This window comes from Actinomycetospora sp. NBRC 106375, from assembly GCF_030269665.1.
In the GTDB taxonomy this organism is placed as follows: Bacteria; Actinomycetota; Actinomycetes; order Mycobacteriales; family Pseudonocardiaceae; genus Actinomycetospora.
Map to the genome: position 1 here is coordinate 84828 of NZ_BSTS01000024.1, position 13615 is coordinate 98442.

14 protein-coding genes and 1 pseudogene are annotated in these 13615 nt (G+C 72.9%); 4 read left to right on the top strand and 11 right to left on the bottom strand.

Annotated features, from left to right (window positions below; genetic code table 11):
* Positions 1–31: 31 nt before the first annotated feature.
* Positions 32–814 (bottom strand): maleate cis-trans isomerase family protein, encoded by a 783-nt coding sequence (locus QSK03_RS28750; RefSeq protein WP_285659005.1) that lies wholly within the window; start codon positions 812–814, stop codon positions 32–34.
* Positions 811–1842, bottom strand: coding sequence for a 2,5-dihydroxypyridine 5,6-dioxygenase NicX family protein (locus QSK03_RS28755; protein WP_285659006.1), 1032 nt, complete (start codon positions 1840–1842; stop codon positions 811–813). Before QSK03_RS28755 ends, QSK03_RS28750 begins: the two co-directional genes overlap by 4 nt.
* A gap of 112 nt (positions 1843–1954) precedes the next feature.
* On the opposite strand from QSK03_RS28755, the gene QSK03_RS28760 reads away from it, so the two are divergent.
* Positions 1955–3094 carry a PIN domain-containing protein gene (locus tag QSK03_RS28760; protein ID WP_285659007.1) on the top strand — a complete coding sequence of 380 codons (1140 nt, stop codon included), beginning with the start codon at positions 1955–1957 and terminating at the stop codon, positions 3092–3094.
* Here the strand turns inward: QSK03_RS28760 and QSK03_RS28765 are convergent.
* From QSK03_RS28765 to QSK03_RS33280, 8 genes and pseudogenes are all read right to left on the bottom strand, one after another.
* A complete protein-coding gene (locus tag QSK03_RS28765) occupies positions 3073–3801 on the bottom strand; it encodes an aspartate/glutamate racemase family protein (protein WP_285659008.1) in 729 nt (242 codons plus the stop codon). The two genes, QSK03_RS28760 and QSK03_RS28765, sit on opposite strands and share 22 nt — an antisense overlap.
* Positions 3801–4520, bottom strand: coding sequence for a mycothiol-dependent nitroreductase Rv2466c family protein (locus QSK03_RS28770; protein WP_285659009.1), 720 nt, complete (start codon positions 4518–4520; stop codon positions 3801–3803). Before QSK03_RS28770 ends, QSK03_RS28765 begins: the two co-directional genes overlap by 1 nt.
* Before the next feature lie 9 nt (positions 4521–4529).
* On the bottom strand, positions 4530–6059 hold the full coding sequence (locus tag QSK03_RS28775; protein WP_285659010.1) for an NCS1 family nucleobase:cation symporter-1: 1530 nt from the start codon (positions 6057–6059) through the stop codon (positions 4530–4532).
* Between the two features lie 110 nt (positions 6060–6169).
* Positions 6170–6799, bottom strand: a complete 630-nt coding sequence (locus tag QSK03_RS28780) for a maleylpyruvate isomerase family mycothiol-dependent enzyme (RefSeq protein ID WP_285659011.1) — start codon at positions 6797–6799, stop codon at positions 6170–6172.
* A 44-nt stretch (positions 6800–6843) separates the two neighbouring features.
* Positions 6844–7611, bottom strand: coding sequence for an SDR family oxidoreductase (locus QSK03_RS28785; RefSeq protein ID WP_285659012.1), 768 nt, complete (start codon positions 7609–7611; stop codon positions 6844–6846).
* A 12-nt stretch (positions 7612–7623) separates the two neighbouring features.
* Entirely contained in the window at positions 7624–8766 is a 1143-nt protein-coding gene (locus QSK03_RS28790) for an acetyl-CoA C-acetyltransferase (protein WP_285659024.1), read from the bottom strand.
* 102 nt (positions 8767–8868) lie between these two features.
* On the bottom strand, positions 8869–9237 hold the full coding sequence (locus QSK03_RS33275) for an oxygenase MpaB family protein (protein ID WP_352232065.1): 369 nt from the start codon (positions 9235–9237) through the stop codon (positions 8869–8871).
* A pseudogene (locus QSK03_RS33280) lies at positions 9230–9898 on the bottom strand (oxygenase MpaB family protein); the annotation flags it as partial. The gene QSK03_RS33275 and the pseudogene QSK03_RS33280, both read right to left, overlap by 8 nt.
* On the opposite strand from QSK03_RS33280, the gene QSK03_RS28800 reads away from it, so the two are divergent.
* Genes QSK03_RS28800 through QSK03_RS28810 form a run of 3 tightly spaced genes read left to right on the top strand, consistent with a single transcriptional unit; the run spans position 9837 to position 12872 of the window.
* On the top strand, positions 9837–10832 hold the full coding sequence (locus tag QSK03_RS28800) for a thiamine pyrophosphate-dependent dehydrogenase E1 component subunit alpha (protein WP_285659013.1): 996 nt from the start codon (positions 9837–9839) through the stop codon (positions 10830–10832). The pseudogene QSK03_RS33280 and the gene QSK03_RS28800 overlap by 62 nt on opposite strands.
* Positions 10820–11824 carry an alpha-ketoacid dehydrogenase subunit beta gene (locus tag QSK03_RS28805; protein WP_285659014.1) on the top strand — a complete coding sequence of 335 codons (1005 nt, stop codon included), beginning with the start codon at positions 10820–10822 and terminating at the stop codon, positions 11822–11824. Before QSK03_RS28800 ends, QSK03_RS28805 begins: the two co-directional genes overlap by 13 nt.
* Positions 11825–11831: 7 nt before the next feature.
* Complete coding sequence (locus QSK03_RS28810; RefSeq protein WP_285659015.1) at positions 11832–12872, top strand: hypothetical protein; 1041 nt, start codon at positions 11832–11834, stop codon at positions 12870–12872.
* A gap of 45 nt (positions 12873–12917) precedes the next feature.
* Here the strand turns inward: QSK03_RS28810 and QSK03_RS28815 are convergent, their stop codons facing one another.
* Positions 12918–13445, bottom strand: coding sequence for a TIGR03086 family metal-binding protein (locus QSK03_RS28815; protein WP_285659016.1), 528 nt, complete (start codon positions 13443–13445; stop codon positions 12918–12920).
* Positions 13446–13615 lie beyond the last annotated feature (170 nt).

The following is a 13615-nucleotide window of genomic DNA, read 5'->3' on the forward strand; positions in this document are numbered from 1 at the left end:
AGCGTCCGCGAGGGCACTTCGCTGACAACCCTCAGGCGGCGCGGGTGACGTCGCCCGGGTCGGCGACGGTGCCGGAGAGCAGCGCGCCGGCGTCGGGGACGCGGGTCTCCAGCCCGAGCGACGACAGGATCCGGAACGTCGTCGCCGTGGCCGCGGAGAGCACCGGGATCCCGACCTCGTCCTGCACCGCCTGGACCACCGGCAGCGACGGCATCTGCACGCACGCCGAGAGCACGAGGGCGTCGGCGCCGGAGAGGTCGAGCTTCGTGTAGTGCTCCCGCAGGTCGGAGGGGTCCAGGCGGGCGACGGCGAGGTTGTCGGGCACCTCGAGCGACAGCGAGTCGACGACCTCGACGCCCGCGTCCTCCAGGTACGCCACGACCGCCTGCGTCAGCGGCTTCATGTACGGCGTCACGATCGCGACGCGCTTCGCCCCCAGCGCCGCGATCCCCGAGATCAGCGCGCCGGCACTCGAGACGACGGGAGCGGACGAGCCCTCCGCCCGCAGCGCCGCGGTGATGTCGTCCTCGGCGGTGCAGTGGAATCCCGGCCCCTGCGCCATGATCGCGACCAGGCACGCCGTCGCGACGACGTCGGGCCGGGCGTCGGCGAGCTCGGTGGCCGCGCGGGTGGCCTGGGCGTTCATGGCCTGGAGCTGCTCGGGCGTCACGTGCTGCATGCGCGCCCGGGCGGCGTGGAAGACGAACCGGTCGGACGGGATCGCCCGCTCGCGCGCGGCGAGCATCCGCGGCAGCTCGGTCTCCATCGTGAGGTTGGAGCTCGGGACGATCATCCCGATGTGGTGGTCGGTCATCGCTTCACGGTAGGACGCATCTCGGGGATGGTCAGCTCCCCGGAATCCACCACCAGCTCGTCGTCCAGGTACAGCGAGTTGCCGCGCATCGGGATGTCGAAGTGGCAGGGCGTGTCGTTCGGGCCGCCGAGCTCGTTGTTGGGCCCGATCGAGAACATGACGTTGCCGTAGAAGCTGCGCAGCTCCATGCCCATCCCGCCGGGGAACTGGGTCAGCCCGTGCCAGTGCGCCCGCTCGTCGAGACCCCAGCCGACGTGGGACATGCCGTAGCCGCGGGGGTCGTCGAAGCTGCGGATGTAGGAGCTCAGGAGGTCCGCGTCCAGGGAGCCACGGATGTCCCGGATGAAGCCCTGCTCGATCGTCAGCGTCACCGGGGTCTGCACGTAGGTGTTGAACGGCAGCAGCACGTCCCCGGGCGAGAGCACGATCTGCCCGTCGACGCCGTCGTCGGCGCCGCCGGTGAACACGAACGCCGCGGGCCAGTGGTCCCAGCGCCCCGGGGTGTCGGTGTAGCCGTACTCCGAGAGCGTCGGGTAGACGCCGAGACGGTAGGTGACGTCGGTGCCGGCCGGGCTGGTGATGCGCATCGTCTGCGCCTTGGCCAGCAGGTCGGCGCCGTACTCGACGCGTTCGCGCAGCTCGGTGGTCGGCATGAGCCGGGCCAGCAGCTCGGGCGGCTCGACCGCGGTGAGGATGCGGGTGCCGGCGTCCTGGATCGCGAACTGCTCCGGGGAGAAGAGCAGGAAGGTGCAGTCGACGACCATGTCGACGGCCTTCAGCGCGTCCACGGCCAGCGGGATGTTCCCCAGCCCGGAGTCGCCGACGGCCCAGGCGCCCGACGCGCTCGCGGGCGGGGGCAGGCGCAGGTGGAAGGTCGCCGCGCCGAGCTGCTGGGCAGCCCACAGGAACGCGTCGGCGTACTCGCCGCGCTCGGCACCCCGCGTCAGGACCGCGACGGTCTCGCCCTCGTGCACGCCGGAGAGCCGCAGCTGCTGCAGGCAGATGTCGTTGAACAGGTTCTGGTCCATCGGTCGACCACCTCCGCTCTAAATCCGAGCACGTACTATCCGAGCACGCAAGGTCTGCAACGCAATCGTCACCGCGGACCGGCCGCTCGGGGCAGGGGCCTACGCTGCCCCGGTGGCGCCGGAGGACGAACGCATTGCCCTGTTCCTCGACTACGAGAACCTCGCCATCGGGGCGCGCGACGGGCTCGGGGTCTCGCCGTTCGACTTCGGGCCGGTCGCCGACGCGCTCGCCGAACGCGGCCGCGTGGTGACGCGCCGGGCCTACGGCGACTGGTCGGCGTTCGACGAGGACCGCCGGCTGCTCGCCCGCGCCCAGGTCGAGCTGATCGAGATCCCGCAGCGCATCGGCGGCTCCCGCAAGAACGCCGCCGACATCAAGATGGCCGTGGACGCGATCGAGCTGGCCTACGAGCGCGGGTTCGTCACGACGTTCGCGATCGGCACCGGCGACTCCGACTTCACGCCGCTGATGCACAAGCTGCGCGAGATGGACAAGCGCGTCATCGGCATCGGCGTGCAGTCCTCCACCTCGGCACTGCTGCCCGCGGCGTGCGACGAGTTCCTCTTCTACGACCGCCTGCCCGGCGTCGAGGGCCGGCCGATGCCCGCGAAGCAGACGCGGCGGCGGTCGGCCCCGGTGACGACCCCGGCGCCGGCCGCGGGACCCGCGGCAGCCACGGCACCCGCCGCACCCCCGGCGCCGGTGCCGGTGCCGGTGCCGGTGCCCGACGATCCGATGCCCGAGGACGACGCCCCGGCCACCGGGTCCGACCCCGACCTCACCGCGATGGTCAGCAGCACCCTCGCCGGCCTCGCGCGCGCCACCGACGGCCCAGTGCGCGCCTCGACCCTCAAGCGCGCCATCCTGCGCAAGGACCCGACCTTCGACGAGGGCGACCAGGGCTTCCGCGGCTTCGGTGAGCTGCTGCGCCACCTCGAGAACCGCGGGGTCGTCGCCCTCGCGCCGGGCACCGCGGCCGGCGACCCCGAGGTCGCGTTCCCCGAGGACACCTCCGCCGAGGACGAGGCGTTCGCGCTGTTCGCGACCACCGTGCGCGACCTCGAGGCCGCCGGCGGGCCGCCCCAGCTCTCCGGGCTCAAGGACCAGATGCGCAAGCGCGACCCCGGCTTCTCCGAGAAGCGCTACGGGTTCAACAACTTCCTGTCCTTCGCCCGCGCGGCCCGGTCGCGCGACCTGGTCACGATGGACTGGGACGAGGGGCGCGGCGACTACCAGCTGTCGGTGTACTGAGCCCGTCGCTCACCGGGGAAGCCCCCGGGCTTCGGCGGGGGCGGGGCGTACTCGCTGCGGCGGGAGGTCGTGACGCCGAGGGCGACGAGCGACTCCGCGGCGCGGGTCGCGGCGGCGACGCCGTCGAGCACCGGGACGCCGAGCTCGGCGGTCAGGGCGGCGCACAGGTCGGCCATCCCGGCGCAGCCCAGCACGATCACGTCCGCGCCGTCCTCGGTGACCGCCGCCCGGCACTCGCCCAGGATCGCGGCCCGCGCGGCCGGGTCCTCCAGACCCAGCACCGGCACCTCGCAGGCCCGCACCCGCCGGCAGGCGTGCGCCGCCCCGTAGCGCTGCGCCAGCTCCTCGGCCCGCCCCGCGGTGCGGGCGAGCGTCGTGACCACGGAGAACCCGCGGCCCAGGTAGAGCGCCGTGCGCATCGCCGCCTCGGCGATCCCGACCACCGGGCCCCGCGCGACCTCCCGGGCGGCGTCGAGGCCGGGGTCGCCGAAGCACGCGATCACGTGCGCGTCCGCCGCCGGGTCCAGCGCCGCCAGCAGCCCGGGGACCGCCATCGCCTCGTCGTAGTGGCTCTCGATCGAGACCGGGCCGTGCGGCGAGGTCACCGCGACGATCTCCGTGCCGGGCGCGGCGACCGACCGCGCCGCCGCCGCGATCGTCGCCGTCATCGACGCCGTCGTGTTCGGGTTGACGACCTGCAGGCGCATCAGCGGTGCTGGCGGCGGCTCCCGCCGTGCCAGTCCTCGACGAGCCCGACGTCGGCGGTGGTGACGCCGAACGACGGGAGCTGCGGGCGCTCGCGCAGGCTGCGCTTGAGCTCCGCGAAGCCCGGGAAGCGGGCCAGCCCGACCGCGTGGTCCCACAGCTCGCCGGCCTGCTCCTCGGTGGGCATCCGGCTGATGACCGGGCCGAAGAACGCCAGCCCGTCGGGCGGGTCCACCTGGATGATCGGCGTCCCGACGTCCTTGCCGGTCAGCGCGAGCGCCTCGTCGGTCTCGGCCCGCACGACCTCGTCCCACGCGGTGTCGGCGAGGGTCTCGACCAGCGACGTCGGCAGCCCGGCCGTGGTCAGCACCTCCGCGACGAACGCCTCGGACCCCTGGGTCTCCCGCGACGTCGCGGTGTCCGGCACCGGCTCCCGCTCGAAGACGTGCCGGCCGAACGCCTCCTGCAGGCGGTCGAGCGCGTCGGCGCCGTGCTCCTTCCGCACGCGCGCGGCCACCCGCAGCATGCGCAGCCCGGCGGTGTGCCCCGCCTCGTACTCGGGCGGGAACCAGGCTTCGTAGTCGACGCCCGTGTTGACCAGCCGCAACGAGATGAAGCGCCATTCGATCGCCAGGTCACGCTGCCCGGCGACGAGTCGCAGCCACTTGCTCGTCATCCAACAGAAGGGGCACACCGGGTCGAACCAGAGACGGACGTCCATGGTCCGAGCCTAGGTCGGCGTGGCGTCCTCCGCCGGGAGCACGTGCCCCGCCCGGCGCGACAGCCCCCAGTGCAGGGCGAACGCGATCCCCGCCCCGACGAACCAGCTGAACGACGCCGCGTCGGTCGACCCGAGCAGCACCAGCAGCATCGCCCCGATCGCACCGACGACCGTGGCGGCGATCGCGATCGGGTTGTAGCCGCCGCGGAAGTGGTACCGGCCGGTCGGCGCGAGCGTGTACATGTCGTCGACGACCAGGCGGCGGCGCTTGACCAGGAAGTAGTCGGCGATCAGCACACCGTAGAGCGGGCCGATGAACGCTCCGAGGGTGTCGAGCGTGTAGTGGATGACCTCGGGGTCGGAGTAGAGGTTCCACGGCGTGAGCAGCACCGACCCGACGGCGGCGATCATGCCGCCCATCCGCCAGCTGATCCGGCGCGGGTTGACGTTGGAGAAGTCGAAGGCCGGCGAGACGAAGTTCGCGACGATGTTGATGCCGACCGTCGCGATCATGAAGGTGAGCGCGCCGAGGACGACGGCGAACGTCGAGTCGAGGCGGGCGACGGTCTCGACCGGGTCGTCGATCATCTCGCCGAACACCGGCTGGGTCGCCGCGGCCGTGACGACCACGAGGATCGCGAAGACGAGGAAGTTCACGGGCAGGCCGAGGAAGTTGCCCTTGCGCACGGCGGCGAACGACCGGCCGTAGCGGGTGAAGTCGCCGTAGTTGAGCATCGGGCCCGAGAAGTAGGAGACGATCAGCGCGACCGCGGTGGCCATCACCGGCAGCACCGCCCACCCGGAGACCAGGTTCTCCGAGAGGTTCAGGTCGATGTTCGACGGCCCGGCCTCGAAGACGAGGTAGCCGGCGAGCAGGAACATGACGACGTAGACCGCCGGGCCGCAGAAGTCGATGAACCGCCGGATGGCCTCCATGCCCTTCCAGAACACCAGCGCCTGCAGCACCCACATGATCCCGAAGGCGGCCCACCCGAGCGCCGACAGGCCGGTGAACCCGGTCGCGTCGTCGGCGTACGGGGCGAGCCCGGGCCAGAGCTTGAGCGCGACCACCACGAGCGACGCCGACGCGAGGTAGGTCTGGATGCCGTACCAGGCGACGGCGATGAGCCCGCGGATGATCGCGGGGATGTTCGCCCCGAGCACCCCGAACGACGTCCGGCAGACCACCGGGTAGGGCGTCCCCGTCGCCTGGCTCGGGCGGGCGACGAGGTTGCACAGCAGGTAGACGATCGCGATGCCGATGATCAGTGCGATGAACACCTGCCACGCCGCGAGGCCGAGCGCGAACAGGCTGCCCGCGGTGAGGTAGCCGCCCACGGAGTGCACGTCCGACATCCAGAACGCGAAGAAGTTGTAGGAGCCCCAGTGCTGCTCGCGCAGCGGGGCCAGGTCCTCGTTCGTGAGGCGCTCGTCGTAGCCCTCGCCGGCCACCCCGCTGCCGACGGGGTGGCCGCCGGCCTCGACGAGGTCGTCGTGGCCGGCGGAGTAGCCGTCGGGCCGCGGGAGGGCGTCGGTCATGTCGTGTCCCCCGTCCGGGTGGGTGATCCGGAACGGACGCTAGGAACCGGCACCCCGGAAACGGGAGACTCGGCGATCGCTCTTCACCGAGACTTAACAGGTGACGACGCTCAGTCGCGCGGCATCCGCTCGGTCAACGTGTCGAGACCGGCGCCGTCGACCTCGCCCAGCGCGTCCCGGCGACCGGCGGCCACCATGAGCACGGCCTCCCCCGGTCCCCGCACCTCGGGGCCCTGCCCGGAGCTCCAGTCGAGGTCGGTCGCGACGAGGCGGAGCCCGCGGGTGCGCACCGACGCGCGGATCGGCGGGGCGACCATCGCGAAGTCGAGGATCGCCCGCAGCCGCTCGGGCGGGATGGTGCGCGGCATCCCGAGGGGCCGGCGCATGTCCTGCTGGTGGATCGCCCCGTCGGTGAGCGCGATCCGGTAGCCGAACCGGGCCGTGGGTCCCTCCGGGGTCCGGTAGCGGCGCACGAGGTCGAGCAGGCCGAACGGCTCGAGCTCGCGGAAGGCGTCGACGACGCGCTGGTTGGCGCGGTCCGGCGAGCCGCCGGCGAGCACGAAGGTCCGCCAGAACCCCGTCATCCCCTGGACGTCGTAGCCGATGACGTGGGCGACGACGTCGCGCACCGACCACCGCGAGCACAGGGTCGGCGCGTCCCACTGCGCGGGCGTGAGCTCCTCGAGGAACGAGGCGAGCTCTCCCCGCTCCTCCTGCGCGAGCGCGAGGACGTCGGCCACCCGGAGAGCCTGCCAGCGCACACCCCGTGGTCACGAGGCTCCGGTCAGCGGCTGACGGACTCCTGCAGGCGGCGCATCCCGGCCAGCCAGCGCTCGTAGTCGTCGGCCTTCCGGCGGAAGAACGTCAGCACCTCGGGGTGGGGCAGGATGAGGAACTCCTCGCGCCCGATCCCCTCGACCACCGCGGCGGCCACCGCCTCCGGCGTGAGGACCTCGCCCGCCGCGCGCACCGCCCCCGTCGCCGCGGCCGACATCCCGCCCTCGTCGGCGCCCGTGTCGAGCATCGGCGTGGCGACGCCCATCGGGCACAGCGTGCTGACGCGTACGCCGCGGGCGCCGTAGGTCACCGAGAGCCACTCGGCGAACGCCACCGCGGCGTGCTTGCTCACCGCGTACGGCGCCGAACCGATCTGGGTGAGCAGGCCCGCGGCCGACGCCGTCGCGACGAAGTAGCCCTCGCCGCGCTCGAGCCACCCGGGCAGCAGGAGCTTCGCGGCGGTGATGTGCGCGCGGACGTTGACGCCGAGGACCGTCTCCCACAGCTCGTCGGGGGTGTCCATCGGATCGGTCCCCGCGGCGACGCCGGCGTTGGCGAGGTAGACGTCGACGGGACCGACCTCGTCCAGCAGCGCCGCCGTGGCCTCGGCGTCGGTGACGTCGAGCGCGCGGGCCACGGCCGCACCGTCGACCTCGGGCACGTCCAGATCGGTCGCCACCACGCGGGCGCCGGCGTCGGCGAGGGCCCCGACGAGCGCACGCCCGATGCCCCCGCCGGCGCCCGTGACGACCGCGACGCGATCACGCAGCTCCATGGGCGGAGGGTGTCAGACGCGCTCGATGATCGTCGCGTTGGACTGGCCGCCGCCCTCGCACATCGTCTGCAGACCGCGCCGCCCGCCGGTGCGCGCCAGCTCGTGGACGAGCTTGGTCGCGAGCACCGCGCCGGTGGCGCCCAACGGGTGGCCCATCGCGATCGCGCCGCCGTTGACGTTGGTGCGCTCGAGCGGCGCGCCCGTTTCCTGCGCCCAGGCCAGCACGACCGGCGCGAAGGCCTCGTTGCACTCGAAGAGGTCGATGTCGTCGATCGTCAGGCCGGCGCGGCGCAGGACGTCGCGCGTGGCCGGGATGGGCCCGGTGAGCATGTACACGGGGTCCTCGCCGACCACCGACAGCGTCGTCACCTTCGCGACCGGCGTCAGGCCGTGCCGGCGCACCGCGTCCTCGGAGGCGACGAGCAGCGCCGCCGCGCCGACCGAGACCTGGCTGGAGACCGCAGCGGTGATCTCGTAGCCCTCGCGCAGCGCCGGCAGGGTCGACATCTTCTCGACGTTCGCGTCCGGGCGGATGCCCTCGTCGCGCTCGAGGCCGTTGAGCGGGGCGATCTGGGCGGTGTAGCGGCCCTCGTCAGTGGCCCGCGCGGCGCGGCGGTGGCTCTCGACGGCGAACTCCTCGAGCTGCGGGCGGCGCAGGTCCCACTTCTCGGCGATCAGCTGGGCTCCGCGGAACTGGCTGATCTCCTGCTCGCCGTAGCGCTCGATCCAGCCCGCGCCCTCGCGGCGGGTGCCCATCTTCTCCAGCACCGCGGCGTTGGCGTCGATGGGGACGATCGCCATGTTCTCGACGCCCGCGGCGATGACCATGTCCTGCGTGCCCGAGAGCACCGCCTGCGCGGCGAAGTGCAGGGCCTGCTGGGACGAGCCGCACGCGCGGTTGATCGTCACCCCGGGCACGTGCTCGGGGAAGCCGGCCGAGAGCCAGGCGGTGCGGCCGATGACGCCGGCCTGCGGGCCGAGCTGGCTCACGCAGCCCATGAGGACGTCGTCGACGGTGCCGGGGTCGATGCCCGTGCGGTCCACCAGCGCCGTCAGCGCGTGCGCGCCGAGATCGGCGGGGTGCACGTCGGCCAGCGCTCCCTTGCGCGTGCCGATGGGCGTGCGGACGGCGTCGACGATGTAGGCCTCGGTCACGGCCACGCGTGCCTCCTCGCTCCGGGGATCGTGGGGGATTCCCTGACGTTGATTGTCAGCATGGTCGCCAGGCTGGCACCAGGGCGACCTCGTCACCCTCGTTCAGCCTGCGGCGCGGGCCTCCCGGACGAGGCGGCGCGCGCGGTCGATGTCGGGCGGGGCGGGGAGGTCGGGCAACAGGGTCGTGGCGGTGCGCAGCGCACGCAGGGCGACCGTGACGCCCAGGTCGGTGGTGGGCAGCCCCGGCAGCCCGTACATCCGCCGCGCCCACCGGGGCAGGGTGGAGAACGAGATCGCGGCGATCGACGAGAGCGCCAGCGCCATCCCCGTCGGGGCGCTCGGCTGGGGTGTCAGCAGGCCGCCGACGCCGCGGCGGGCCTCGTCGGTGAGCGCGAGCTGCGGGCGGACCCGGTCGAAGTAGGCGGCGAGCTCGGCGCGGGACGCGGGCACGATCGCCGGGTCGAGGCCCACGACCTCCGCGGCGCGGACGCTCGGCGACGTACGCGTCGGCCTCGTCGTCGTCGACCACCCCGGCGCGGCGGGCGACGTCGGCGTACGAGTCGATCTCCGCGTTGTGCACCCAGAGGAGGTTCGCCGGGTCGTCGAGGGCGATCACGGTGCCGTCGGGGTCGCGCCCGCGCAGGGTCGCGTGCAGCCGGCGCACCCGCGCTCCCGCCTCGTCGACCTCGGTCCGGTTGCCGAACGTGCGGGTGCCGACGAACCCGACCGTGCGCTGGAACCGCGGCCAGGCCTTCTTCGGGTCGAAGAGCGCCGAGTTCTGGTAGGTCGCGCGCATCACCTGCGGGTGCAGCGACTGCAGCAGCAGCGCCCGCATGCCCGCGACCCACAGCACCGGCTCTAGCTGGACCCGCCACGTCACCGACGTCGGTCCGAACAGGCCGAGGTCGCTCTCGGGCGCGGCGCTCGTCATGCCCGTGGGGTCACCACTCCGGGGCGCGGCAACCCCGCCGGGACGGTCGAGAGCTGGTCCCGCCGGTCCGAGGCCCCGGTGATCTGTTGACCTGCGAGGACGAGGCCCGGGTGCGACGTGCGTCACTAGCGTCGGGTCCGTGACGGGGTCGGTGGTGCAGGACGTGGGCCTGCGCGGGCTGTACGAGCAGATGCTGCGCATCCGGCACTTCGAGGCGAAGCTCGACGTGCTCTACCGCCAGGGACGCGTGCGAGGACCCGCGCACCTCGGGATCGGCCAGGAGGCGATCGCGGTCGGCGTCGCCTCGACGCTGGGCCCCGGGGACGCCTCGCTGGGCACCTACCGCGGCCACGCCCACGCGCTGGCCCGCGGCGCGGACCCGGAGGCCGTGCTGCGCGAGCTGCTCGGCCGCGAGGGCGGCATCTGCGGCGGCAAGGGCGGCTCGATGCACATCACGAGCGTCGCGCACGGCTACTACGGCTCCTACGCGATCGTCGGCGGGCACATCCCGACCGCGGTCGGCATGGCGTGGGCGAGCCGGATCCGCCGCGACGGCCGGGTGACCGCGTGCTTCTTCGGCGACGGCACCACGAACATCGGCGCGTTCCACGAGGCCGTGAACCTCGCCGCGGTCTGGTCGCTGCCCGTCGTGTTCGTCTGCGAGAACAACCAGTACATGGAGTACACGCCGATCGCCGACGTCATCCCCGTCGCGCGGCCGGCGGCGGACCGCGCGCCGGCGTACGGGCTCGAGCCGGTGGTGGTCGACGGCAACGACGTGGAGGCCGTCCGCCAGACCGTGGCGCGGGCCGTCGAGCGCGCCCGCCGCGGCGACGGCCCGACGCTGCTGGAGGCGACGACCTACCGGCTGGGCGGCCACTCGGTCGCCGACGGCGCGGCCTACCGCGACCCCGACGAGGTCTCCGCGGCGTGGCTCCGCGACCCGGTTGTCAAGGCCGCCCAGCGGCTCACCGAGACCGGCGACGCGACCGCCGAGGAGACCGAGGCGCTCGTCGCGCGCGTCAAGGGCGAGATGGACGACCTCGCGGTCCGGGTGCTCGAGGCCCCGACCCCCGACGCCGCGGCGGCGTGGACCGGGATGTGGAGCGACGGGAGCTCGACGTGGCGCAACTGACGTATCGCGAGGCGGTCGCCGGCGCGCTCGCCCAGGAGATGGCGCGCGACGAGCGCGTCGTGCTGCTCGGCGAGGACGTCGGCTCCGGCGGGGTGTTCAAGACGACCGCCGGGCTGCGCGACCGCTTCGGCACCGACCGCGTGTGGGACACCCCGATCTCCGAGCAGGCCATCGCCGGTGCGGCCATGGGCGCCGCGGCGGCCGGGCTGCGTCCCGTCGCCGAGATCATGTTCTCGGACTTCTACGCCACCTGCTGGGACCAGGTCGCGAACGAGATCGCCAAGGCCTGCTACATGACCGGCGGCCAGCTGCGGATGCCGTTGGTGATCCGCGGGACGAACGGCGGCGGGCTCGGTTTCGGCGCCCAGCACAGCCAGGCGATCGAGAACTGGGCGATGTGCGTGCCCGGCATCAAGATCGTGTCGCCGTCGGACCCCTCGGACATGTGGGGGCTGCTCGCGGCCGCGATCCGGGACGACGAGCCGGTCCTGGTCTTCGAGCACAAGGCGCTGTTCGGGACGAAGGGCGAGGCGCCGGCCGGGGACCACGTGGTGGGGCTCGGCGAGGCGGCCGTGCGACGGACGGGCGACGACGTCACGCTCGTCGGCCTCGCCCGCACCGTCGGGATGTGCCTGGAGGCTGCGTCGACCCTGGCGGACGACGGGGTCTCCGCCGAGGTGCTCGACCTGCGCACGCTCGTCCCGCTCGACGCGGCCGCGGTGCTCGCGTCGGTGCGGCGCACGGGGCGCGTGGTGATCGTCGAGGAGAACCCCGGCCAGCTCGGCTGGGGCGCCGGCGTCGCCGCGATCGTGGCCGAGGAGGCCTTCGCTGACCTGCGCGCCCCCGTCCGCCGGGTGTCCGGCGGCAACGTCCCGCTCCCCGTCGCCGCGGCCATGGAGGCCGCGGTCCTGCCGTCCGCGGACAAGGTCGTCGCCGCGGTCCGCGACGTGCTCACGCCAGCAACAGTCACATCAGCAACAGGGAGAGGATGAAGATCTCATGCGGATTCGGAACGAGGATGTCCTGCTCCCGGTGTCGGCCGTGTCCGCGTTCCCGCGGCCGCACTGGCTCCAGGGGCGGATCCTGGGGTGCGGGGACGAGCCCACGTACCGCAGCCACAACCTGCGCGTCGCCTACGAGGACGCCTGCAAGATCACCGCGCTCGAACAGGAACGGGCCGGGCTGCACGTCCTGTGCGACGGGGCGCAGTACTACGAGTGGGAGGCGCCGGGCTTCCAGCTCGAGCCGATCTTCCACTTCATCCCCGAGAACCTCGGCGGCATCACCAACTACGGCCCGCCCGGCGACGGCGCGAAGTACGCGCCGTTCTACAAGGGTCAGGTGATCAGCAAGGTCGAGTGGAAGCGCCCGATCTTCGAGTCGGTCAACTACGCGATGAAGAACGCGACCGACCGGCCGTTCAAGATCGCGATGCTCGGCCCGGCCCAGCAGTCGATCATCCTCGACGACCAGTACTACGGCGACGGCGTGGCGCTGGCCAAGGACATCGCCCGAGCCCTGAACAAGGAGCTGCGCTACCTGCAGGACCTGGGGCTCGAGGCCGTCCAGCTGATCGACGTGCTGCCGCCCTACACGACGGACATGTGGCAGATCGAGTGCCAGCAGATCCTCTTCGAGGGCGTCGACATGATGAAGTTCTGGCACGTCTGCTACGGCAGCGTCGACGGCCAGCGCGACATCTTCGACGACCACGCCACGGAGATGATGCCGCTCTTCCGCGAGTCGCCGGTCGACGTGGTGCACCTCGAGTTCACGAACAAGGACTTCGCCGAGCTCGACGCGTTCGGCGAGTTCCCCACCGACAAGGTGCTCGGTGTCGGCGTCGTCGACGCGAAGAACACGATGGTCGAGAGCGTGGAGCAGATCGCCGACCGCATCCGCCGCGCGCTCAAGGTCGTGCCCGCCGACCGCCTGCTCGTCGCGCCCGACTGCGGTCTCGGCTACTTCAGCCGCACCACCGCCTACGCGAAGCTGCGCCACATGGGCCAGGCCGCCGACGAGGTCCGGCGCGCCCTCTGACGCCTCCATGTGAGCAGTTGGCGCCCCTATCGGGGCGCCAACTGCTCACATACCCACCGCGCGGCCGGCGAAGGCGGCGATGCGGACGTAGGGGTCGGCGTCGTCGGGGGCGGGCTGTTCGGGGCCGAACGCCGGGCCCCGGATGTCGGCGGTGAGGTTGGCGCGCATGAACGCCAGCCCGCGCTCGGCGACCTCGGGGTCGAGGTGGGCGGTGGGGAGGCCCGTCGTCCTGGCGAGGTCCCAGGTGTGCACCGCGAGCTCGGCGCACTGCCAGTCGACGCCCGGCCCGGTCACGGTGTCGCCGTGCTCCGCCCACGCGGTCAGCAGCTCGGTGGCGTGCGCACAGAACGCGGCCACCGGGTCGCCGCCGGCGGGTGGTGTCGGCGCGGACCAGTCGAGTGCCTCGCCGCGCACCATCACCGCGAAGCGCCACGGTGCCGCGACGACGTGGTCGACGAGGTCCTGCAGCGTCCAGCCCTCGCACGGCGTCGGGGTGGTGGGCGGGTCTCCCTCCACACCCGCCAGCACGTCGGCCGTCTGCTCCAGCCCGCGCCGCAGCACCGCTGTGTCCATGGGGTGACCTCCGGTCATGTGAGCAGTTCGGCCTGCTATAGCAGGTGTCTAGTCCCATGAGTTCTGTCTCGGGTCGTGTCTCACCGTATGTGTCGCCTGATCATCGCCGAGGGTGTGCCCATGGCGGGGAAGCGGCAGGCCAGGATGCGACTGATGGACGCGATGCTGGA

Excerpts from the sequence above, each read along its gene's own strand:
- QSK03_RS28750 (WP_285659005.1), bottom strand. The coding sequence starts at position 814 with ATGACCGACCACCACATCGGGATGATCGTCCCGAGCTCCAACCTCACG.
- QSK03_RS28755 (WP_285659006.1), bottom strand. The coding sequence starts at position 1,842 with ATGGACCAGAACCTGTTCAACGACATCTGCCTGCAGCAGCTGCGGCTC.
- QSK03_RS28765 (WP_285659008.1), bottom strand. The coding sequence starts at position 3,801 with ATGCGCCTGCAGGTCGTCAACCCGAACACGACGGCGTCGATGACGGCG.
- QSK03_RS28770 (WP_285659009.1), bottom strand. The coding sequence starts at position 4,520 with ATGGACGTCCGTCTCTGGTTCGACCCGGTGTGCCCCTTCTGTTGGATG.
- QSK03_RS28775 (WP_285659010.1), bottom strand. The coding sequence starts at position 6,059 with ATGACCGACGCCCTCCCGCGGCCCGACGGCTACTCCGCCGGCCACGAC.
- QSK03_RS28785 (WP_285659012.1), bottom strand. The coding sequence starts at position 7,611 with ATGGAGCTGCGTGATCGCGTCGCGGTCGTCACGGGCGCCGGCGGGGGC.
- QSK03_RS28810 (WP_285659015.1), top strand. The coding sequence starts at position 11,832 with ATGCGGATTCGGAACGAGGATGTCCTGCTCCCGGTGTCGGCCGTGTCC.
- QSK03_RS28815 (WP_285659016.1), bottom strand. The coding sequence starts at position 13,445 with ATGGACACAGCGGTGCTGCGGCGCGGGCTGGAGCAGACGGCCGACGTG.